The sequence below is a fragment of the Pseudomonas sp. HP_14 genome, assembly GCF_055283875.1.
Window position 1 is genome coordinate 220,413 of sequence record NZ_JBTOQI010000041.1, and the last position, 22,591, is coordinate 243,003.

Annotated in this window: 20 protein-coding genes; 6 read left to right on the forward strand and 14 right to left on the reverse strand. The window is 59.0% G+C overall.

The features are described 5' to 3' along the window. Window positions 1–8: 8 nt before the first annotated feature. On the forward strand, window positions 9–506 hold the full coding sequence (greB, locus tag ACYASS_RS20205) for a transcription elongation factor GreB (protein WP_463587419.1): 498 nt from the start codon (window positions 9–11) through the stop codon (window positions 504–506). A gap of 131 nt (window positions 507–637) precedes the next feature. Here greB and ACYASS_RS20210 read toward each other — a convergent pair whose 3' ends face one another. From ACYASS_RS20210 to ACYASS_RS20220, 3 genes are all read right to left on the reverse strand, one after another. Beyond that, a complete protein-coding gene (locus ACYASS_RS20210) occupies window positions 638–940 on the reverse strand; it encodes a class I SAM-dependent methyltransferase (protein WP_463587420.1) in 303 nt (100 codons plus the stop codon). A gap of 271 nt (window positions 941–1,211) precedes the next feature. Next, window positions 1,212–1,646 carry a DoxX family protein gene (locus tag ACYASS_RS20215; protein WP_243249105.1) on the reverse strand — a complete coding sequence of 145 codons (435 nt, stop codon included), beginning with the start codon at window positions 1,644–1,646 and terminating at the stop codon, window positions 1,212–1,214. 97 nt (window positions 1,647–1,743) lie between these two features. Further along, on the reverse strand, window positions 1,744–3,168 hold the full coding sequence (locus ACYASS_RS20220) for an MltF family protein (protein WP_463587421.1): 1,425 nt from the start codon (window positions 3,166–3,168) through the stop codon (window positions 1,744–1,746). 190 nt (window positions 3,169–3,358) lie between these two features. Here ACYASS_RS20220 and ACYASS_RS20225 point away from each other — a divergent pair, with 190 nt between their 5' ends. From ACYASS_RS20225 to ACYASS_RS20240, 4 genes are all read left to right on the forward strand, one after another. Beyond that, a complete protein-coding gene (locus ACYASS_RS20225) occupies window positions 3,359–4,180 on the forward strand; it encodes a TatD family hydrolase (protein WP_463587422.1) in 822 nt (273 codons plus the stop codon). 93 nt (window positions 4,181–4,273) lie between these two features. Continuing rightward, window positions 4,274–5,755, forward strand: a complete 1,482-nt coding sequence (locus ACYASS_RS20230; RefSeq protein ID WP_463587423.1) for a methyl-accepting chemotaxis protein — start codon at window positions 4,274–4,276, stop codon at window positions 5,753–5,755. Between the two features lie 343 nt (window positions 5,756–6,098). Next, window positions 6,099–6,332 carry a hypothetical protein gene (locus ACYASS_RS20235; RefSeq protein ID WP_463587424.1) on the forward strand — a complete coding sequence of 78 codons (234 nt, stop codon included), beginning with the start codon at window positions 6,099–6,101 and terminating at the stop codon, window positions 6,330–6,332. 124 nt (window positions 6,333–6,456) lie between these two features. Beyond that, window positions 6,457–6,696, forward strand: coding sequence for an acyl carrier protein (locus tag ACYASS_RS20240; RefSeq protein WP_463587425.1), 240 nt, complete (start codon window positions 6,457–6,459; stop codon window positions 6,694–6,696). A 58-nt stretch (window positions 6,697–6,754) separates the two neighbouring features. Here the strand turns inward: ACYASS_RS20240 and ACYASS_RS20245 are convergent, their stop codons facing one another. The 6 genes from ACYASS_RS20245 to ACYASS_RS20270 form a co-directional block, all read right to left on the reverse strand. Further along, entirely contained in the window at window positions 6,755–7,549 is a 795-nt protein-coding gene (locus ACYASS_RS20245) for an acyl-CoA thioesterase (protein WP_463587426.1), read from the reverse strand. 458 nt (window positions 7,550–8,007) lie between these two features. Beyond that, window positions 8,008–8,772: a CHAD domain-containing protein gene (locus ACYASS_RS20250; RefSeq protein ID WP_463587427.1), complete on the reverse strand. Its 765-nt coding sequence runs from the start codon at window positions 8,770–8,772 to the stop codon at window positions 8,008–8,010. A 3-nt stretch (window positions 8,773–8,775) separates the two neighbouring features. After that, window positions 8,776–10,794, reverse strand: coding sequence for a transglutaminase TgpA family protein (locus tag ACYASS_RS20255; RefSeq protein WP_463587428.1), 2,019 nt, complete (start codon window positions 10,792–10,794; stop codon window positions 8,776–8,778). Next, window positions 10,791–11,774, reverse strand: coding sequence for a DUF58 domain-containing protein (locus ACYASS_RS20260; protein WP_463587429.1), 984 nt, complete (start codon window positions 11,772–11,774; stop codon window positions 10,791–10,793). Before ACYASS_RS20260 ends, ACYASS_RS20255 begins: the two co-directional genes overlap by 4 nt. Further along, the gene (locus ACYASS_RS20265; protein ID WP_463587430.1) at window positions 11,744–12,661 is read right to left on the reverse strand and encodes an AAA family ATPase; all 918 of its coding nucleotides are present in this window, start codon (window positions 12,659–12,661) and stop codon (window positions 11,744–11,746) included. Before ACYASS_RS20265 ends, ACYASS_RS20260 begins: the two co-directional genes overlap by 31 nt. Before the next feature lie 235 nt (window positions 12,662–12,896). Next, window positions 12,897–13,175, reverse strand: a complete 279-nt coding sequence (locus ACYASS_RS20270; protein WP_027901763.1) for a hypothetical protein — start codon at window positions 13,173–13,175, stop codon at window positions 12,897–12,899. Between the two features lie 186 nt (window positions 13,176–13,361). On the opposite strand from ACYASS_RS20270, the gene ACYASS_RS20275 reads away from it, so the two are divergent. Then, window positions 13,362–14,417: a patatin-like phospholipase family protein gene (locus ACYASS_RS20275; protein WP_463587431.1), complete on the forward strand. Its 1,056-nt coding sequence runs from the start codon at window positions 13,362–13,364 to the stop codon at window positions 14,415–14,417. Window positions 14,418–14,713: 296 nt separating this feature from the next. Here the strand turns inward: ACYASS_RS20275 and ACYASS_RS20280 are convergent, their stop codons facing one another. From ACYASS_RS20280 to kdpA, 5 genes are all read right to left on the reverse strand, one after another. Beyond that, entirely contained in the window at window positions 14,714–15,403 is a 690-nt protein-coding gene (locus ACYASS_RS20280) for a response regulator (protein ID WP_463587432.1), read from the reverse strand. Between the two features lie 32 nt (window positions 15,404–15,435). Then, window positions 15,436–18,096, reverse strand: a complete 2,661-nt coding sequence (locus ACYASS_RS20285; RefSeq protein WP_463587433.1) for a DUF4118 domain-containing protein — start codon at window positions 18,094–18,096, stop codon at window positions 15,436–15,438. Window positions 18,097–18,105: 9 nt separating this feature from the next. Then, a complete protein-coding gene (kdpC, locus tag ACYASS_RS20290; protein ID WP_463587434.1) occupies window positions 18,106–18,678 on the reverse strand; it encodes a potassium-transporting ATPase subunit KdpC in 573 nt (190 codons plus the stop codon). 121 nt (window positions 18,679–18,799) lie between these two features. Further along, window positions 18,800–20,875: a potassium-transporting ATPase subunit KdpB gene (gene kdpB, locus ACYASS_RS20295; RefSeq protein ID WP_463587495.1), complete on the reverse strand. Its 2,076-nt coding sequence runs from the start codon at window positions 20,873–20,875 to the stop codon at window positions 18,800–18,802. 16 nt (window positions 20,876–20,891) lie between these two features. Continuing rightward, window positions 20,892–22,586, reverse strand: coding sequence for a potassium-transporting ATPase subunit KdpA (kdpA, locus tag ACYASS_RS20300; protein WP_463587435.1), 1,695 nt, complete (start codon window positions 22,584–22,586; stop codon window positions 20,892–20,894). Window positions 22,587–22,591 lie beyond the last annotated feature (5 nt).

The window sequence follows — 22,591 nt, forward strand, 5'->3', positions numbered from 1 at the left end:
GACAATCCATGAGCCGCTATCGCCCTCCCCGCACCGCTGGCACCTCGCTGATCACTCCCGAGGGTGAAGCGCGGATGCGTGCCGAGCTTCATGAGTTATGGCATGTACGTCGCCCGCAGGTGACTCAGTCGGTCAGCGAGGCTGCGGCCCAAGGCGATCGCTCGGAAAATGCGGAATACACCTACGGAAAAAAAATGCTGCGCGAGATCGACAGTCGCGTGCGCTTCCTTACCAAGCGCCTTGAAAGCCTGAAGGTTGTCGGCGCTCACCCGAGCGACATCAACAAGGTTTACTTCGGCGCCTGGGTGACCATTGAAGATGAGGACGGCAAGGAATCGCGCTACCGAATCGTCGGCCCGGACGAACTGGACCTGAAGCTGAACATGATCAGCATCGACTCGCCATTGGCCCGCGCCCTGATCGGCAAGGCGCTGGACGCTGAAGTGAAAGTTCAGGCACCAACCGGCGAACAGCTTTGCTACATCGTGGCGATTGATTACCTCTGAAAAGCAGCTCAACCACCGCGCTGTACCTCACCCGCCAACCCTGTAGGAGCTGCCGAAGGCTGCGAAGCATTTAACCTGACACGCCGCCATCGCAGCCTTCGGCAGCGCCTACAAGAGCATGCGTTCGGCCCTCAACACCGCGTAATCAAACCCTGCCGGGCAATCCGCGTCAGGTTACGCACCACTTCCTCAACCCGCTCGGCAGACGGCGCCTGAACCACCGCAAGGTCGAACTCGTTGTCTTTGTAGCTGGCCAGAGACTGTAGCGGATCAACGAACTGGATCAGAAATGCATGAGGTCCGCCGTTGCGACGTGGACGGCCGTCCAGGTAGCGCAGCAAGGTGGGCTGGTGTGAGCCGCACAGCAGAATTTTCGGGTTGCGACGGGAGAACTGGGTGGCAATCGGAGAAATGCGAACGACGGGGTGGCTCATGATGTTTTGTCTCAGCCTCAAATGCTCCGCTGGGCAGCGGTGAGAGGCAACACCGAACCAACGCTTTAGCGGTATTTCGAAGCCCCTGAGGACTTCTATAGACAAGCTTCATGCCTGTCTGGCGCCCCGCAAGTAGTTGTTTAAATCGGCGCATGAGCAGCATCCTAGAGAAGCAGCCCGTTGATTGTCAATTGCCACCTGATTAGCTTCTGAATAAAAAAGACCCGCACTGGGCGGGCCTTTCAGGGGTTACATCGATCAGCTGCGCGGATCAGTTGCCGATAGTGCGGTCAATGGACAGCTTGCCTGCCCCTTCGATAAGCACCGCAATCACGCCACCCAGCAGCGCCAGTGCAAACTCGTAACCGTTGTTGGCCATGAACAAACCGTTGCTGATGTGCACCGAGAAGATTGCCACCACCAGCGTAGCGGCCAGCACCAACGCTGCAGGACGTGCCAGCAAGCCCACCACCAGACCCAGACCACCGAAGAACTCCGCGCTACCGGACAACAGCGCCATCAGATAACCCGGCGTCAGACCCAGGCTCGCCATGTATTGACCAGTGCCTTCCAGACCATAACCACCAAAAGCGCCAAACAGTTTCTGGCTGCCATGGGCGACAAAGATGATGCCAACCAGAATCCGTACAACGGTCAGGCCGTAGCCAGCACGAGTGGTGAAAAGCGATTTGATCTGAGTGTTCATGTGATGCGTTCCGTGAATGAAGGTGATGGCGCCATATTAATCGGATCTACAAATGTAACAATCGCAAAAAACTCGCCATCAGCATCTATTTTTTCGATCACTTCCTCACGGTAGCCTTATTGGAAGACGAGCTTTCCAGTGAGTCCCGTTCACGATCAAACGCCAAATAGTACTTGTTGACACTGTTAACGTAGCTCACCACCCCCATACCTGCCTGATCCATGGCAACCCGCTCGGTCTGGAAGAACCATTGATCCGGGTTGAGGCCTCGCCGCTTGGCTTCTTTGCGCATGCCCTGCACACGCTCCGGCCCAAGGTTATAGGCCGCCAAGGTAAACGCCATACGTTCGCGCTCATTGAATCTGGAACTGGCGAAAAACTTGCGCCGAATCAGGGCCAGATACTTCGCCCCGGCCTGCACGTTGCTATCGGTGGACTGGATGTTGCCCACGCCAACCCGCTTGGCAGCGGACGGCGTGATCTGCAGCAAACCGGTTGCCCCGCCGCTGCCCTGCGCTTGCGGCTCAAGCCCTGATTCCTTGAAGGCCAGCGCGGCCAGATTCAACCAGTCCATGCCCTGCGCGTCAGCATGACGCTGCAAGGTCGGGCGCAACGCCTCAAGACGCTGACGATCCGCACGGGCCAGCGGGTTGTGCACTTTGTAGAGGTTTTTGTAGGCCTTCTGGAAAGCCAGATCCTGATTCGCAGGCGGCTTGTAGCCTTTCAGGAAACCATTGATGGTTGCGCGCAGCATCGTAGCGTCCTGACGCACAAACCAGTTCATGTCGCTGTTGGTGCTCAACGTCAGCGAACGGTCCACTCGCAGTTTGGGCATCACCCTGGCCCAACGCTCGGCGATGGGCTGCTCGACAACCGTAAGATGGAAGATGCCCGCCTGAACCATCTCCAGCACGTCCTCTACAGCAAGACTGGGATCGACCCACTCGATTTTCACCGGCGCCAGTTTGCGCAAGGCCAGTCGCTGATTCAGAAGATGCACCGCCTCATCGGCCGCGCTGCCCGCGGACAGGCTCAAGGTTCTCCCGGAAAGTTGCTCGATATGCTTGAAGCTGCGCGCGCCCCTGACGCCGACTAAAACCAACGGCACATGACTGATGATCGGCTCGCTGGCTTCGATGCCTTTGGCTTCACGGGTATCAAGCAGTTCGCCTGGAGCAACCAGATCGCCTTCGCCCCGCTGTAAAGCGGTGAGCAACTGGTTCTTGGCTCTGGGGATGACTTTGAAAATGACTTGCTGACCATTCCGGGGATGGCCGTTGAGGTATTTTTCGAAAGCTTGCAGTCGATGGTATTCGACGCCAATTTCCTCTCCCTTCGCATCGCCCGAGCTGTTACGACTCTGATTAACGAGCACACGCAATACTTTGCTGCTGCGAATAGTCGGCAGATCGCGCACAGCCGTTTTGTGCTCGGCAACTTGTGGCCCTGCCTGACGGGCGCTGACCGAAAACGGTAATAGCACCAGCGCGAAAACAATGAGGTAACGGGAGGCTCGGATCATTCACTCTCCAGGGAAATGCCGGTCGAAAATATATAAAAAGAGATTTGTGGATCTGGACAGATGAAATTCACTTCATCTATTTCTTGCGAAAACCTGTCAGAAAAACAGCTCAAGAGGCTGATTGTATTACCTTTTATTATTAGAACCGAAGCTCTGATATCCTCAGCGGTCTTCGGCCTGAGGTAGCACCATGCAACTCATCGACATCGGCGTCAATCTGACAAATGCCAGCTTCGACTCGCAACGACAGGCGGTGCTCGATCGCGCCTATGCCGCGGGCGTCTGCCAGTTGCTGCTGACCGGCACCAGTGTCGAGGGCAGCGAGCAGGCTTTGAGGCTCTGTCATGAGCTGGATGAAAGCGCTCTGCGCCTGTTCAGTACCGCAGGGATTCACCCCCATTCGGCGGTTGACTGGAACAGCGACAGCGAGCGCCAACTGCGAGCCCTGCTGCGGGAAGATCGTGTGCGCGCCGTGGGCGAATGCGGGCTGGATTTCAATCGCGATTTTTCGCCTCGCATTCAGCAGGAAAAGGTTCTTGAGGCTCATCTGGCACTGGCCGTGGAACTGCAAATGCCGGTGTTCCTCCACGAGCGTGATGCGAATCAACGCTTACTCGAAATCCTCCGCGATTATCGTGATCGTCTGCCTGCGGCCGTGGTGCATTGTTTCACTGGGGAACAGCGCGCACTGTACAGCTATCTGGATCTGGACTTGCACATCGGTATTACCGGCTGGATTTGCGACGAGCGTCGTGGCACTCACTTGCACCCGCTGGTTCGCGACATTCCCCGCGGCCGGTTGATGCTGGAAAGCGATGCGCCCTACCTGCTGCCACGCACCCTGCGCCCCAAACCCAAAAACGGTCGCAATGAACCCGGCTTTCTTCCGGAAGTCCTTCGTGAAGTCGCGCTGCATCGCGGCGAAACGCTTGAGGATCTTGCCAGCCACAGCAGCGCTGCCGCACGCGAGTTTTTCTCATTACCCCAAATACCTGCCGGCGCTCAAGAATAGGTTGATCCACGTCAAGGAACGCTTTGTTCAGTGGGAGATGATGATGGCACCTTGCTGCATTTCTCCTGCTGACTCACCAAAGAAGACCTTCATATGGGCACCTGGCTTAGCAATCTTTCTCTGAAGTACAAATTCTGGGCCGTCAACGCGGTGGCGTTTTTTACCACCTTGATGCTGGTCATCTACGCCTTGCAACTGGAGCAACAGGCCCGGGTCGACAGTGCCCGGCAATCAGCCCAGGCCGAGGCCCGACTGCTCGGCAACTGGCCGGTGTCTCAGCCGCTGCCCACGCATCCGCAGCTGTTGATATTTGGCGCGGGACAAACACCGACATTCAAGGACCAGCCGCTACCCGAGCTCGCGTCCGGCACAGACTGGGTGCCTTTGAACTCACAACCGGTGATGGACCAACAGCCCCTGATTGGCGCTCAGCTCGTGGCTCGACCTGACGGGCAAAAAATCGCCGTGCTGGCTTATGCCCCAAGCCTGATACAAGTACTCGAGGACCGCTTCGCCAACTACGCCATCGCGGTATTCGTATTGATGCTGGCAATGCTCGGTGCCTCGCAGTTGCTGATCCGCTTTCTTCTGAGCCAGCTCAACACCCTCAAGGACGTCATGCTGCACGTGGAAAAAAGTGGTGACCTTTCGGCTCGCGTTCCGTTGACCGGCGAAGATGAAGTGGGCCAGATGGCCAAGGCGTTCAACGCCATGCAGGCAGGTTATCAACGCGTCGTCAGCACCGTATCCCAGACCGCAGCACGTCTTGATCAAGGCGCGGCGCATCTGGCAGCCGGCATGAGCAACGTACGCCATGGCATGCTGGGTCAACAGAGCGAGACTGACCAAGTGGCCACTGCCATCAATGAAATGTCCGCAACGGTTTACCACATCGCCCAACACGCCAGCACCACCCGGGATCAGTCCCGGACGGCTGATACCCTGGCGGGCGACGGCAAAGCGGTTGTTGATCGCGTCCAAACCTCGATTGCCGGCTTGTCCAGCGGCGTACAACAGACCGCAGGCATGATCCAGCGCCTGGCCGAAGACAGCCAGAAGATCAACGGTGTGGTCAGTGTGATCCACAGCATTGCCGAACAAACCAACCTACTGGCATTGAACGCAGCGATCGAAGCAGCACGGGCCGGTGAAATGGGCCGCGGCTTTGCCGTGGTGGCCGACGAAGTACGCAACCTCGCGAAACGCGTGCAGGTCTCCACCGATGAAATCACCACCATGGTGTCGGCGCTGCAATCCGGCACACGGGATGCCGTGGACTTCATGCAGGACAGCTCGTTCAAGGCGGACGAGTGCGTACAGCAGGCACATGAGGCCGGTGAAGCCCTGGCGGCAATTGCCGATGCGGTGGCGCAAATGCGCGAGAGCAATACGCAGATTGCCGTCGCCGCACAACAGCAAAGCCAGGTCGCCGAGGAAATGAACCGTGCGGTGGTCAGCATTCGTGACGTGACCGAACGCACCGTTAACCAGACCGTAGATTCAGCCAGCACCAGCGACGAACTTGCGACCCTGGCGGGCGAGCTGAGCAAAGCGATCGGGCAGTTGAAGCTTTAAAGCCAGCCTGGCTGAGCGTTCATTTGCATCGCCCTCCCGGCTAAAGCCAGTACGCCTCAATGGCGTCGCACCTGTGGAAGCTCGCCCGCGACAAGAACACAGCGGTGTGTCAGGCATGACGTCTCGCGAACAAGTTCGCTCCTACCATGCAACGCGCTGGTCAGACCTATCGCTTCACGGTAGGAGGCGACTTGTTGGCGAAAGGGGCTGGCGCGATGTGTCAGGTCAGACTCTTCACTTCTGTCGCCCCCCTATTACACCGATAGTCAGGCTTGATTCGCCGCCACTGCGAGTCAGGCCTACTCTTCAGGCATTCACACAGTTTTTGTAGAGGAATGCAGTCATGGGCAAGCGCTTACTCAATCTCCAAACGTGGCAATGGCGTGGCTACGCCGACAATCATCGCCAACTGCGCAATCTTTCCCTGTACCTGATTACTGTGCCGTTTTTCATTCTGGCGGTGTTGCTGATTCTCGATGGCGTGTTTTCCCTGAGCCTCTCTTCGCTGGCCATCGGCATGATCGGGCTGATAGCAGCCTTGGGCATTCACTTGAAACCCAATAATCCGAGCCGTTAACGACCCGCTTGTCGGAACGCGCTGATTTTGAGGGTCAACCTGTTACTTATGACAGTTGTCCGATGCAGTGTTTAGGCACAGCATCAATGGCGTTGCACCCCTGAATACAGAGTGGAGGCAGGCCATGGAAAGGTCAGAAGCAAGTAGAAGGTTCAAGAACGTTGCTACAGTTGAACTTGGAATCGATGTCGCTGAACTTCAGGACAACAAGACATTCCGCTCACTGGGCGTAGATTCCCTCAATTTTGTAGACCTGGTATTCAAAGCTGAAGAGGAGTTTGAAATTCAAATATCCGACAAAGACGTCGAGAAGCTGGACACCGTTGGGAAAACGATCGATTACATTCAGCAAAAAGCTACATAATTCAGGCCATCGCGGGCAAGCCATAGATTTCCTGCGCGGCCGCGACCAAGCCACAGTCTTACCCAAACACCGTCACCGTCTGCCGACTGATCGCAATCAGCTCCCCGGTCGGCGACCAGAGCATTGCAGCGGTGTGCCCGTAGCCGTCGCGGGCATGCTCGATCACTGCTTTGTAAGAGCACCAGTCCTGCGTACTCAATGACGGCATTGGTTGAACGAATTCGATGGTCCAGGTCAATGAACTGCCCGGCGCGGGTTTGCTCAAGTGAGGCAACAGCGCCGGTGGCCAGGTGTCGACCAGCGCCAGTACGTGCGCTTCGCTGCAAGGCCCTTCTTCCATGTCGCGAAACCGCACATAACCGCCAATGGCCGGGGATGGCGTGTTGCTGAATGGCATACCGCCCAACGCCCAACGCAGCTCCATGAATCGCAGGTACTCGGGCATCATGCCGCTGATAAAGGGCAGTTGCGGACAGGCTTCCAGCGGTTTGAGCGTTGGCGCAGGATCAGCCTTGACCGAAATCACCGACTCACGGGACGCACCGAAGCTGCCCTGAATCAGCGTCATCACCTGACCATTTTGCGTCGCGCGCCCCAGCACCTGGCTGACGGCTTTGCCTTCACGCAAGACTTCAACTTCAAACGCTATGGGAACGCCTGGCTCAGCAGGCCCCACAAAGGTGATGGCCAGCGAACGCACGGGTCGTCCCTCAGGCACTTTGGCGCGCATCGCCTCGTATTGCAGCGCCGCCATCAAACCACCAAAGCTGGCGCGGCCTTGCGCCCATTCAGCCGGGATTTTCACGGCCAGCGGATTGCTGCGCACCGCGTCGATCAGCTCGGAAAACTTCATGTAGACCCCGTAGTACCGGTAATAAAAGACCCGCACAGTGGCGAGTCAGCAGACAGGGATTGATATTAACCAGCCACCCTACGCTGCACATACGTCATATCGGCCATAGTTGCGGCCTGATTCTAGCTGCGCTGTTCCCAGCGAACAAAGGACCTGTAGGAGATTCTATGTTTGCTTGCAATCTCGTAGGACCGGCTTTAGCCGGGAGAGCGGTATTTCTGACGAGGAATATGTAGTGAACTTCCCGACGCCCTCCCGGCTAAAGCGGAGCGCCGCCCGGCCGGTCCTACGGAATAGCGCGGTCTATGTGGGAGCGAGCTTGCTCGCGATTCCGCTCCTTGGCCGACGCATTTGTCGGCTGAACTGACGCAATCGCGAGCAAGCTCGCCCCTACAGTAAAAGCATTCCAAATCAGATAGTTATTCGTTGTTCGACAGAAACCATCACCCTCAAGCGACTCAGCCAAAACAGGTCTTGCTCAAACGCTGCAGCGCAACGTCAGCCTTCTTCTCGGCCCGCACAATACCGGTTTGCCAGCCCGCGATGCACGGTGCCAGATCACGTTCCTGCCCGGCTTGAGCCAGCCATTGCAGATGATCGTGCCAGTCACCCAATGCGCCTTGAGCGGCTTTCAATCGCGACTGCATTTTCTTGGGTTGGTGGCTCAACTCGGGATATGCATCTGCGGCATAGCGCACGCGCTTGATCAACAGCCGCAAGCGATGCCGATCATGAGCCGGGTCGGCGATGGCTTCGCGGAGTTTCTTCCACTGTTTGTCCATGCCTTTCTCAATCGTCTTGCGCAAACCACGCAGCAACCGCTGGCGCTGCTGCGCTCGCAAGAAACCAGGGAACTGGTCTAGCGTGCCGAACAAGCGATTCAGCTCGGCAGCGGTCGCCACCTGCCCATAGGATTTGTTGACCTTATTGATACGCACGCTCGCTGCATCCGTCAGGCCCTGATCGGCCAGGTGCGCGGCAAGCACCTCCATATCACGCAGCGGCGTCGTCAGCTCCCCTACTGCTTTAGCCGCAGCCTCCAGCTGTTCGACACCGGCGATGCCGCGCAACGGGCGCAGCAGGCTGCGCAAACGACGCACCGTAGTGCGCAGGTCATGCAAGGCTTCCGGGTCAGTAGAGGCAGCAAGACGCGCCTGACAGGCCAGCAGTTTTATCTGCAAGCCCAGGAGTTGAGCAACCAGATGGTCAACCATCGATGACATGAACTAATCCTTCTCGTTAACCGTGGGTTCTTTAGCCGCCGACATACGCCAGGGCAGACGGCGCCGCAGGTACTTCAAACGCCGCCGCAATTCGCCCGGTGAGGAATTGCTACCCGCATAACGTTGCGCCTGGAACTCCTCGGCAAACGCACCGATAGCGGCGGCATGCACAGGCAACGACAGCGCCGCACGTCGCGAGAACTCTTCAGCGCCCTCGCCAGGCAAACGCCGTAAACCGTGGCGGGCCAGCAGTCTTTCGAACGCGCTGAACAGGCGAAGTTGCGAATCACTTTCCCGCTGCCAGGGCTTGAACACCCACAAGGCAAACAGCCCCAGAATCAGTCCCAGCCCACCAATGAAGGCCGGCGTTTCCAGCCCCGAGAACCAGCGATTGAGCACCCGCAACTGCTCCTGCCCCTGATAGCCGAGGACCCAGCGCTGCCAGCCATAGTTGAGATTGTCCCAGCTCAGGCGCAGCGAATTGAGCCATGCGACATTGCGATAGCGCAGGGCCGACATGGGTGAGTCTTCGAGAAATGCTTCATCTGCAGCAAGTGCCTGTTCAAGGCCTTGCTCGATGCGTTGCGGCGCGACGGCAGCAGTAGGGTCAACGCTGCGCCAGCCTACACCCGGCTGCCAATACTCGACCCAGGCGTGCGCATCGAACTGGCGCACGGTCAGGTATTGCCCGTCCGGGTTCAATTCGCCGCCCTGATAACCGGCCACCACCCGTGCTGGAATCCCCGCAGCGCGCAGCACAAAGGTCATGGCCCCGGCGTAGTGCGCACAAAAACCACGGCGGCTGTCGAACAGGAAATCATCGATGCTGTCAGGCCCCAGCGTCGGCGGCTTGAGGGTGTAGTGATAAGGCTCGCGGGCGAAGTAATCGAGCATCGCCTGCACCAGTGCATCGGGTTTGGGGTAGCGCCGCACCAGATCACTGGCCCACTGACGCGCCTGCGGATTGCCTTTGCCGGGCAACTGTAAGTCCTGGCGTTGAATGTTCTCGTTGAGCTGAGCCTCACGGGTCGCGTCCGGCCAGGAGGTGACGTTGTAAAGCAACGACTGCTCGACCGGTCGACGCCGCTGCAGACGGAAATCATTCATCTGGCGCACGTCTGCCAGATCGCTTTCGCCGATATCAAGGCTCGACAACCAAGGGCGACCACTCGGCTCCATCACGATGCTGTAACTCAGCGGATCACCGCTTTTCTGCCACTGCGGCATTTGCACGGTTTGCGCTCGCAACGACTGTGACCAGCGTCGACCGTCGAACTGTTCAAGCGTCAGCGATCGCCAATACAGCTGGTTACGCGCCGGGATTGGCCCTTCAAAGCTGGCACGAAACACCAGTGCAGCGGACTTGCTCAGCTCGGCCATATCGCCTGGCGCCATGCTGTCGGAAAGTCCCGTCAGGCCTTTGTTACTCGGCTGCGGCAGTGACCAAAGCGGCTCAAGACGCGGAAAAAACAGGAACAACAGAAGCATCAGCGGCACGGCCTGAAGCAGCAACTTGAACGCCAGCTTGAAGCTATTGACCTGACCGCTCGCCTGACTGGATGACTGCAAGCCGATCAATGCCGCCAACAATGTGCTGACCGGCAACAAGGTAAACACCGCCCACAGCAGGTTGTCCTCAAACAGATAGCCGACCGCGACGCAGAAAAAACCAAGAAAAATCAGCACCAGCGCATCACGTCGATTCTGCATTTCGAGCATTTTCAAGACAAATGCCGCCACCAACAGAGCAGCCCCCGCCTCCAGCCCCACCAGACTGCCGCGCGCAAGATACACACCGCCCGCCGTGCCGACCAGGAGCCCGCCTTTCACCCAGGAACCGGGATGACGGGCACGCATGCGGAATATCTGCACCCGCCACAACGTACAGGCCAGCCAAAGCCCGGTGATCATTGTTGGAATGTGCTGAATGAACGGCACGACAACCAGCGCCTGTGCCAGCAGCAGCCAGGTCAGGCTGGTGCGGGGGATCGGCAGGCTCAGCCCGGAGGCGGCGTTACTCATTGCCGCACGCCATACAGCGCCAGCGCGCGCAGACAGGTTTCGCGATGCTGATTGCCGTTGTCGACTGTGGACAGGAATCCCGGCAGACGCAAGGCAAAAGGTTGCTGACGCTGTGACAGAATCACCACCCAATAGCACAGGCGCGACAGCCTCTCCTCGATATCGCCGCCCAACGCCATGAAATCCAGGCACAGGTCATGACCGCTCAGGTCGGTGAAGTCCTTGAGCAGTAAGCCCTGGCCCCGGGAATAAGCTTTCCAGTGCAGACGCCGCCGATTGTCACCAGGCTGATAAACACGCAACCCCTGATAATCGTCCACGCCGGGCCCTTGAGTCGCCAGGCCCTGATCCTCTGCATGAGGCTGTACGCCCTTGAGCAGCGGCATGGCGCCTGCGACCGGTCGAGGATAAATCAGCGCAGTCTGCTCAAGATCCAGCCAGCTCCAGGTGCGCAGAATGCTCAAGGGAAAAACGCTTTCAATCCGCAGCCTTGGGGCACGCAGCCAGCCTCGACTCTGCGCAAGCAAGGTCAATTCCACTTCAACTCGCTCCTCGGCAGACACATCGACCTGCTGCACCGACGCGGCGTCCCATCCCAACGATATCGCCTGATGAGCGCGGCCATCGGCCTCAAGGCGCAGACTCAACTGCACGGTCTCGCCCACAAATACCGGACGTGACACCCCTGCGCTGATCACCAGACCGCTGAGGTTACGGTACGTGTGCAAAATCCCCAGAATGGCCATCGACAACAGCAGAAAGGTCAGTCCGTAGGCCAGACTGTTCTGATAATTAATGGCCACCAACAACATCAAAAACAGCACCAGCGCGAAACTGCCACCGGTACGGGTGGGCATTATGAAGATGCGCCGATGGTCAAGTCGGACCCTTGAAGCCGGTGGTATACGGCGCGCCAGCCAGCGCTGCCAGAACGGTCTGAACTGTTCGATCAAAGGGCTGGCACCTCTCGCAGCAACCATTGCACCAGCGCTCCGCCGCCATTCCCGGTTGGGTCGGTACGCTCCCGCAAACGGTGACCGACCACAGAGGGCAAAATCGCCTGCACGTCCTCGGGTATCACATACTCGCGCCCGGCCAGCAGCGCCCAGGCCCGCGCGGCGCTCAGGATTGCCAGGCTTGCGCGGGGTGAGAGTCCGTAAGCGAATTGCGGCTGTGCACGGGTCGCATCTACCAGCCGCAACACGTAGTCCACCAAAGCGTCGCTGACTCGTACCTGCCGGGCCATCGCCTGCAACGCCCTCAATTCGGCATGATTCAACAAGGGTTGTAACCGGGGTAACAGCTCCCGACGCGACTCGCCCAGCAGCAACGCCTTCTCCGCTGCACGGGCCGGGTACCCCAGGGAAAGGCGCATCAGGAAGCGGTCCAGTTGCGATTCGGGCAACGCAAAAGTGCCCCCCTGGCTAAAGGGATTCTGGGTGGCGATGACAAAAAACGGATCAGGCAGCAAACGCGTTGCGCCTTCAATGGTGACCTGCCCTTCCTCCATCGCCTCCAGCAATGCGCTCTGGCTTTTGGGGGTGGCGCGATTTATCTCGTCGGCCAGCACCAGCTCAGCGAAAATCGGCCCGGGATGAAAAGTGAATTGTCCAGTTTCACGATCGAACACCGAGGTACCGAGGATGTCTCCCGGCAACAGGTCCGAGGTGAATTGAATCCGCTGAAAGCTCAACCCCAAGACTATGGCCAAGGTGTGGCTAAGGGTGGTTTTGCCCATGCCGGGCAAGTCTTCGATCAACAAATGGCCACCGCCGAGCAGGCAGGTCATTGCCAGTCGGACTTGCGGCTCCTTACCCAACACCACCTCATTGACGGCGTTGAGGCACTCATCGAGTTTCCTGCCCATCGAAAACACTCTCCAGGCGACTGCCTATGGCTAAAAACAGGACTGCTGTGCAGTCACAATAAAGATAGCGTAGGTGTTTTCGCTAGGGAGAAGAGGAAATTGGAGTGGCAGAGAGGGGAATATTGCCTTAAACAATTGTGGGCGACGCTTGTGCGCGATAAACGATAACGCGGTATGCCTTCTGGCTGCGTCTCATGTATCGCGGGCAAGCCTCGCTCCCACAGGTTCGTTCGACTTACCTGCCCGCGCGGGATTCACGAATATAGAAGCGGGCTTTTTCAGCTTTCTCGGTGCAGCCTTCAAATGCTTCGAATTGTTGCTGAGTCTTGGCACCGGTCAACAAAGACAAGGCTTTCGAGTAGCTGACAGTACCGGCAAAACCTTCGGCCTTGGCCAGATCAAGTTCCTTCCAGGCCGAATCAAGCTGCGTCCCGCAACTTTCGCGATAACCGGTTTTACCCGCGCAACCAGTGAGAACCAGAGCAAACAAGGGCAGGACAATCCAGGCTTTCATCGGTGTTACCTCAAGAAGAAATATCAATTGTGCAGCTTTGACGGTGACACTGACTGAAAGTGCCATTATCGGGGGCGCAAGCGTAACTGTTTTTTACTGCAATAGAGCCTTCACAGCACGGTAATCAGTTACGAATATGACCCGGTTTGGGCGTATGGTGAATCAATCTGACTCTGGGGGCCTTTTATGAAGAAACGTGTAGCACTGGTGCTGGGTTCTGGAGGCGCTCGGGGTTATGCGCATATCGGCGTCATCGAGGAGTTGGAGCGGCGCGGTTACGACATTGCGTGCATAGCAGGCTGCTCGATGGGCGCGGTGGTGGGCGGGGTTTATGCGGCTGGCAAGCTCAAGCAATACCGGGAATGGATAGAAAGCCTCGACTATCTGGATGTGTTGCGCCTGGTAGACGTCAGTTTCCGTCTGGGCGCGATCCGGGGCGAGAAAGTCTTCGGCCAGATAAGGGAAATCGTCGGAGAGATCAATATCGAAGATTTGCAAATCCCCTATACGGCAGTGGCCACCGACCTGACCCATCAGCAAGAAATCTGGTTTCAGGAAGGCTGCCTGCATCAGGCGATGCGAGCCTCGGCGGCGATTCCCAGCTTGTTTACGCCCGTCATGCAGGGCAATCGCATGCTGGTGGATGGCGGCTTGCTCAATCCCTTGCCCATCGTCCCGGTGGTTTCCAGCCATTGCGATCTGATCGTCGCCGTCAATCTCAACTCGACCACACAAGGGCATTACCAGTTGCCGGTGATTGAACGCCCGCCTGCGGTAAAACGCCGTGTCGACTCGATGATCAGTTCGCTGGGTTCAAGACTGCCGTTTCGCCGCAAGCTGGACGCCGCTGGCAACGAGTTGCACCTGTCGCAGAACACCCCCAAGGCCAGCGCTGCGACGATTGAAAATCCCTGGCTGGAATCCGCCGACCCGCAAGGTCAGCAACCGGCGGCGGCCCCGCAAGGCGAGAGCGCGCCAAGGTCTGCCGCAGGTTCGGTAATCATCGACAACGTCGGCCCGGCTTCGCTGCTGGACCTGATCAACCAGAGCTTTGAGGTGATGCAGACTTCATTGGCGCAATACAAGATCGCCGGGTATCCGCCGGATATCCTGATCAATGTGCCGAAACGCGTGTGTCGGTTCTTCGAGTTTTACAAAGCTCCCGAACTTATCGCCCTGGGTCGGGAGATCGCCAGCGATACGCTGGATCGGTATGAGGCGGAGCATCGAAGCAACGGCTGAAATGCAGATTTTTTGGCCTGGCGCACCGTCAATATTCAAGACCGTCATATTCGTTGGAGCGAGGCTTGCCCGCAATGCAGACGACTCGGTTTGTCAGCTACACCGTGTCATCGTTCATCGCGAGCAAGCTCACTCCTACAGGCGAGTACCTGTATCTGAGCGGCGCCTGGGCCGAACCGCATCCGGACGATAAAGGATAACGCGGTGTGTCTTCCAGCCGTGTCTCATGCATCGCGGGCAAGCCTCGCTCCCACAAGCCCGCATTTCAATCCTGGAAAAGTTCAGCCCATTTCAAGTCAGCTTTCCCGCAGCCTGTATCCCACCCCTGCCTCGGTCACGATAAACCGCGGCGCGGCTGGATCGTCCGCCAGTTTCTGGCGTAAATGACCGACCACAATGCGCAAATAGTGACTGTCTTCGGTATGGGTCGGGCCCCAGATATCCTTGAGCAACTGCTGCTGCGTGATCACCCGGCCAGGATGCCGCGCCAGTTGCGCAAGCACTGCATACTCTTTGCGAGTCAGGGCCACCTCAACGCCATCGAGCAATACCCGGCGATACGCCAGATCCACCGTCAGAGGACCAAACAGTAGAGCCGCACCCTGCTGCTCGCCCATCGGAGCCTGACGCAACAACGCTCGAATCCGGGCCAGGAACTCCTGAATACCAAACGGCTTGGTCACATAATCGTTGGCCCCGCCATCCAGCGCCTCAACCTTCTGGGCTTCGCTGGCGCGAACCGAAAGTACCAGCACCGGCACCGTGGACCACTCGCGAAAATCACGTAGCACCTGCTGACCGTCCATGTCAGGCAAGCCCAGATCGAGCACCAATAAATCAGGTTTACTCAGTGCCGCCTGACTCAGGCCCTCGGCACCGGTCCCGGCTTCCAGCACTTTATAGCCTTGGGACGCGAGGCTGATGCGCAGAAACTTGCGAATCTGCGGTTCGTCGTCGATCACCAGAATGGTCGCGGTCTGACTCATGGATTACCCTGATTCTTTAACGAAAAGCAGGCTCAAGAGAGCAGCTCTGCTTCGCTTTCGCCTTGAGGCTGAGCCTGCAGCGGCAAATATAATGTGATGCACGTGCCATGACCATCAATGCCCTGCCCGACGCTGATCCGCCCGCCGTGCGCACCCACCATGCCCTGACAGATGGCTAAACCCAAACCGGTGCCCTGCCCGCCACGATCGCCCCGGGCAGCGGTGTAGAACATGTCGAAAATCTTTGCCCGCTCCTCTTCCGGAATGCCCGGCCCCTCATCGCTGACCGCAAAGAACAGCTCGCCGTCGATGGCCCCGGCTTCCAGCTCCAGGCGCCCGTTGGCAGGTGAAAAACGCGCAGCGTTCTCCAGCACATTGACCAACGCCTGCTCGATTAACGCCGCATGCACATACAGCAGCGGCAACTCGGCAGGCAACAAAGTCGTCACTTGCAGTGGGGCCATTACCGCACGCAGCCGGTTCAGCGCGCTGCCGACGATATCACCCGGCGAAACCCAGTCCCGGGCCAGCTTCAACGCGCCGTGTCCGAGACGGGTCATGTCGAGCAGGTTCTGGATGTAGCGGTCCAGACGCTCGGCTTCGTCGCGGGTGCCTTCAAGCAGTTCCCGACGATCTTCCAGAGGGATGGCTTCGCCCAGCGCCAACAGGCTGTCGATACTGCCGCGCATGGCCGTCAGCGGGGTGCGCAGATCATGGGACACCGATGCCAGCAACGCACTGCGTAGCTGCTCGGTTTCGCCGTGCAAACGCGCCGCTTCCAGATCATCTGCCAATTGCGCCCGAGCCAGGGCCTGAGCCAGCGGCTGGGTCAGCGCGATCAATAGCCGACGCCGCTGCGCGCTGAAATCCTGGCCAGCATGGGCACTGACACCCAGCAACGCCAATGGCCCGTCCTCGCCTGACAAGGGGTACCACCACCAGCGACTGGACGGCAGCGTGCCGGTGCCGTGCCCAGCCGGCTGATCATGTTGCCAGGCCCAGTCAGCCGCCGCGCGCTCAGGCTCGGAGAGCTGAGCGATACCACTTTGCACTTTCCAGCCATTTGCGCCGTCACGGTCAAGCAGGCAAATGTCCAGCTCCTGCCAGCCGCTCAGGTGCTGCCCGGCAGCACTTATCACGGCCTGACGATCGGTCGCTGCAGTCAACTTGCGCGACAGGTCGAGCAACTCGCTGGTTTCTTCCTGTGTTTCGCGCAGCGCCTGCATTTGTCGACGTTGGCGAGCCGCGAGATTACCGGTCAAAGCCGACATCAACAGGAAAAACAACAAGGTCAGCACGTCTTCTTCGCGCTGGATGCTCAGGGAAAAGCTCGGTGTTATGAACAAAAAGTCATAGGCCAGAAACGACAGGATCGAACACGCCAGCGCGGGTCCCGTACTGGTCCGTACCGCCACCAGCAGCACCGCTGCCAGAAACACCAGCGAGATGTTCGGCAAGTCCAGCACGCTGGACACGGCCCAGGCCAGAGCACTGGCCAACAGCGTGGCCACGACCGCGAGTAAATAGTCCTGCCAGCGTGCAGGACGCGAAGAGCGCACACGAGGCTGATCCGGCAAAGGCTCACTGTCCAGCACACTGATTTCCAGCCCGTGGGCTTCACGAAGCAAACGTTCAGCCACCCCGCCACCGAACCAGCGACGGCGCAGTCTTGGCTGCGACTGGCCGACCAGGACCACACTGGCTCGCCGTTCACCCGCATGCTGGATCAAGGTTCTCGCCACTTCCCCGGCACGCAACAGCACCACTTCACCGCCCAGCCGCTCGGCCAGTTGCTGAGCACTCTGCAGACGAGCACGATTTTGCTCATCGAACGGCCGACCGTTGTCCACATGCACCAGGCTCCACGGCAGATGCCGCCGCTGAGCGACACGGCTGGCGTGGCGCACCAGACGATCGGCGTGAGCATCGCCATCGACGGCGACCAACAGACGGCCACGAACAGCCGGTGCAGCCTGCCCTAACTGTCGATAGCCCTGAGCCAGGTCGTCATCGACTTGAGCCGCAGCCGTCTGCATCGCCAGCTCACGCAAGGCGGTCAGGTTGGTCTGGGTGAAAAACGCGTCGATGGCCGCACGCGCCTGCTCCGGCACGTACACCTTGCCGTCGCGTAAACGCTCCAGCAGCTCTCGGGGTGGCAGGTCGATCAGCACCAGTTCGTAGGCTTCCTGCAACACCCAGTCCGGCAAGGTTTCCCGGACCTGCACGCCGGTAATACCCCGCACCTGATCGTTGAGGCTTTCCAGATGCTGAACGTTGACCGTGGTGTAGACGTCGATACCGGCAGCCAGCAACTCCTGAATATCCTGCCAGCGTTTTGCATGACGACTGCCGGGGGCGTTGCTGTGGGCCAGTTCGTCTACCAGCACCAGTTTCGGCTTGAGCCTGAGCAGCCCGTCGAGGTCCATTTCTTCCAGGGTCACGCCGCGATACTCCGAGCGAACCAAGGGCTGCTGCGGTAAACCGCCCAGCAGCGCTTCAGTCTCGGCCCGGCCATGGGTTTCGACGACGCCAGCGATCAGCGCCACACCCTGGCGCAACTGAGTGTGAGCGGCCTGCAACATGGCGTAGGTCTTGCCCACCCCCGGCGCAGCACCGAGAAACACTTTGAGCCGACCGCGCCCGTCTCCGGGCATTTCGGCTAGTAACGCATCGGCACGGCCGGAATCACTCATATTGCTCACTCAAAGCTGTGCTTGTTGTTGCGCAGACGGTAACTCATTCAGGCTGCGATTCAAGTTCAAAACATTAACCACTGGCGGACCGATCAACGGCCGCGAGGTATTGGCCTCGATCAAGCTCTGGACTTTCTCCAGGGGCAGCTTGCGCGCTGCGGCAACCCTTGCAGTCTGGTACGCCACGGCCTCAGGTGAAAGGTGCGGATCAAGACCGCTGCCGGAAGTCGTCAGCAGCGCCAGCGGCACCGGACCCTGACCTGGCACGACTTCTTTCGCGGCATCTTCAGTGATCCGCGTAGCGAGTGCCGGATTGCTCGGGGAAAGGTTGCTGGCACCACTGGCAACCGTGGCAAAAGCGCCTGCAGAAGGCCGCGAGTGAAACCACTCGTCTCCAGCGAAGGACTGCGCGATCAACTGCGAGCCGCGAACCTTGCCGTCGGCATCGTGGATCAAACTGCCGTTGGCCTGATCAGGGAAAGCGACCTGAGCAACGCCGGTGACGGCCAACGGGTAAGCGACGCCGGTGATGAGGGTCATCAAGACCAGAAGGCTCAGGGCGGGACGGATGATGGTGGACATGGTGAGAATCCTCATAAATCGAATTTGAAATGCAACCTCTTGTGGGAGCAGAGCTTGCTCGCGATCGGGTTCACAAATAATCGCGGGCAAGCCCAGCTCCCACAGGTCAGTTTTCCTTCAGTTAAACCAACCCCAAGCCAACCAGAATCATGTCAATCAGCTTGATGCCCACAAACGGCACCACTATCCCGCCCAATCCGTAGATCAACAGGTTGCGCCGTAACAGTTGCGCCGCGCTGGCGGCCTGCACGCGTACACCGCGCAAGGCCAGCGGGATCAGCACCACGATGATCAAAGCGTTGAACACGATGGCCGAAAGAATCGCGCTCTGTGGGCTGGCCAGTTGCATGATGTTCAGCACAGCCAGTTGCGGATAAATCGCCGCGAACAGCGCAGGCAGGATCGCGAAGTATTTGGCGATGTCGTTGGCAATCGAAAAGGTGGTCAGCGCGCCACGCGTCACCAGCAATTCCTTGCCGATCTGCACCACGTCCAGCAGCTTGGTCGGGTCGCTGTCGAGATCGACCATGTTGGCCGCTTCCCGCGCGGCTTGCGTACCGTCATTCATTGCCATGCCGACGTCAGCCTGAGCCAGCGCCGGGGCGTCGTTGGCACCGTCACCACACATCGCTACCAAACGACCGTCGTTCTGTTCGGCTCGAATACGCTCCAGCTTTTTCTCTGGCGTGGCTTCGGCCAACACATCATCAACCCCGGCCTCAGCGGCAATCGCCGCAGCGGTCAGCGGGTTGTCACCGGTCACCATCACGGTACGAATGCCTAGCTTACGCAGTTCGGCAAAGCGTTCGCGAATGCCAGGCTTGACCACGTCCTTGAGGTGAATCGCGCCGATCAACTTCTTGTCGATACAGACCAGCAGCGGCGTGCCACCGGTTTTGGCAATGCCGTCAATTTCCCGGGCCAGTGATGCGGGCAAGTCACTGCGTTGCATGTCGACAAAAGCCAGCAGCGAATCCACTGCGCCTTTGCGATACACACGGTTCTGATAGTCCACGCCAGACAACCGGGTTTCAGCACTGAATGGCACGCCCGTTACGTCAGCAGGTTTTGGCTCAACCATCGGGTGTAGGTTGCGCAGGTACTCGACGATGGATTTACCTTCCGCCGTATCGTCAGCCAGCGAGGCCAGTAGCGCGGCCTCGCTGAGTTCTTTCGGGGTAACACCCGGCGCTGCATAGAGTGCACTGCAACGACGGTTGCCGAAGGTGATGGTGCCGGTCTTGTCCAACAGCAGCACGTGTACGTCACCTGCTGCTTCCACGGCACGCCCGGACTTGGCGATTACGTTGAGGCGCACCAGACGGTCCATCCCGGCAATACCGATGGCCGACAGCAAGCCGCCAATAGTCGTCGGAATCAGCGTGACCAGCAGCGCCACCAGGAACACCAGCGGCAAACTGCCGCCCGCAAAATGCGCGAAGGGTTGCAGGGTCACGACCACCAACAGGAAGATCAGCGTCAGGCCGATCAGGAGGATATCCAGCGCCACCTCGTTGGGGGTTTTCTGCCGTTTGGCACCCTCCACCAGCGCGATCATCCGGTCCAGCGTGGACTCGCCGGGGTTGCTGCTGATGCGTACCAGTAACCAGTCTGAAACCAGCCGGGTATTGCCGGTCACTGCCGAGCGATCACCACCGGACTCGCGAATGACCGGCGCGGACTCACCGGTAATCGCCGCTTCGTTGACCGCAGCGATACCTTCAATGACTTCGCCGTCGCCGGGGATCATTTCCCCGGCTTCGACGCGCACCACATCGCCTTTGCGCAGCAGGCTCGCGTTAACCACGCTGAAGCCTCCCGACTCATCACGACGGCGCGCCTTCAAGCCTTCGCTGCCCGCCTTGAGACTGTCGGCCCGAGCCTTGCCGCGACCTTCCGCCAAGGCCTCGGCGAAGTTGGCGAACAGCACGGTGAACCACAGCCACAACGCAATCTGCACCGCTACGCCCGTGGAGACGGCCGGGTCGGGAATCAGGCACAACACGGTGGTGAGGATCGCAGTCAGCTCCACCACCAGCATGACCGGTGAGCGTGCCAACTGACGGGGATCGAGTTTGACAAACGCCTGGATCAGCGCCGGACGCCACAGCGCTGCGAAACCGGTTTTCACCGCCTCAGCCACAGGTTGCGCTTGCGCGGGTTTTGGTTCGGGCGATGCAGGTTTGGCAATGTGCATATTCATGGTCGGCTCCTCAGAAACCCAGACTCAAATGTTCGGCAATCGGCCCTAGAGCCAGGGTCGGCAGGAACGTCAGGCCGCCGACAATCAGGATCGTCATGGTCAACAAGGTGACAAACAGCGGGCCATGGGTCGGGAAACTGTTCAGGCCCAGCGGCGCACTCTTCTTCATCGCCAGGCTGCCAGCCAGTGCCAGTACCGGCAGGATGTAGCCGAAGCGGCCGATGAACATCGCCAGACTGAGCATCAGGTTATGGAACACGGTGTTGGCGCTGAAACCGCCGAACGCCGAGCCGTTGTTGGCGGTGGCCGAGGTATAGGCGTAGAGCAACTGACTGAAACCGTGCGGGCCAGGGTTGCTCACCGAGGCCATCGGCCCCGGCAGACTCGCGGCGATGGCACCGAGTACGAGCACACCAACGGGCATTACCAGCAAGGTCGCAACCAGCAGCTTGACCTCGTTGGCTTGCAGTTTTTTGCCCAGATATTCCGGCGTACGACCGATCATCAAGCCTGCAAGAAACACCGCGATCAGTACATTGAGCAGCATGCCGTTAAGGCCCACGCCCACGCCGCCGAAAATCACTTCGCCGACCATCATGTTGGCCAGTGCGACCATGCTGCTCAGCGGGTTCAGGCTGTCATGCATGCCATTCACCGAGCCGTTGGACGCCGCCGTGGTTGCCGTGGCCCACAACACCGTGCCGGTGGTCCCGAAACGGCTTTCCTTGCCTTCCAGCGGCGCCGTCTGTTCCACGTTGGCAATATTCAGCGCGGGATTGGGCTGGTACTCGGCCCACATCGACACCGCACCGCCAATCATCAGCAACACCAGCATGCAGGCCATGATCGCCCGGCTCTGGCGCATGTCCTTGACGTAGTGGCCGAAGGTAAATACCAGCGCCGCCGGAATCAGCAGGATCGAAGCCAACTGAAACAGGTTGCTCCATGCGGTCGGATTCTCGAACGGGTGCGCCGAATTGACGCCGAAGAAGCCACCACCGTTGGTACCCAATTGTTTGATCGCAATCTGGCTGGCAGCCGGGCCCAAGGGCAGGCTTTGATCAGCGCCTTGCAGGGTCATTGCGTCAATATAGTGAGCGAAGTTTTGCGGTACGCCCTGCCAGACCAGCAGTAACGCCAACACGACGCATAATGGCAACAAGCCGTAGAGCGTAACGCGGGTCATGTCGGTCCAGAAGTTGCCGAGGTTCTGCGTCGAACGACGGCTGATCCCCCGGCAGAACGCCAACAGCACGGCCACACCGGTGGCGGCGCTGACGAAGTTCTGCACGGTCAGGCCTGCCATCTGGCTCAGGTAGCTGAGCGATGCTTCACCGCTGTAGGCTTGCCAGTTGGTATTGGTGACAAAACTCATCGCGGTGTTGAACGCGAGTGACCACTCCATGCCCGGCAATTGCTGTGGGTTCAAGGGCAGAGCGCCCTGCCCCAGCAACATGGCGAACAGCAGCAAAAAACCGACGAGGTTAAAAGCCAGCAAAGCCCAGAGGTAAGCCTTCCAGTTCTGCTCGACAGTGGGGTCAACGCCCGACAGGCGATAGCAGATGTTTTCAACCGGTCGCAGAACCGGCGTCAGCCAGGTGCGTTCGCCTTCCACCACTCGGTAGTAAAAACGTCCTAACAATGGCGCGGGCAAGAGCACCAATGCCAGGAAAGCCAGAATCAGTAGATAGTCATAACTGTGCATGGCAG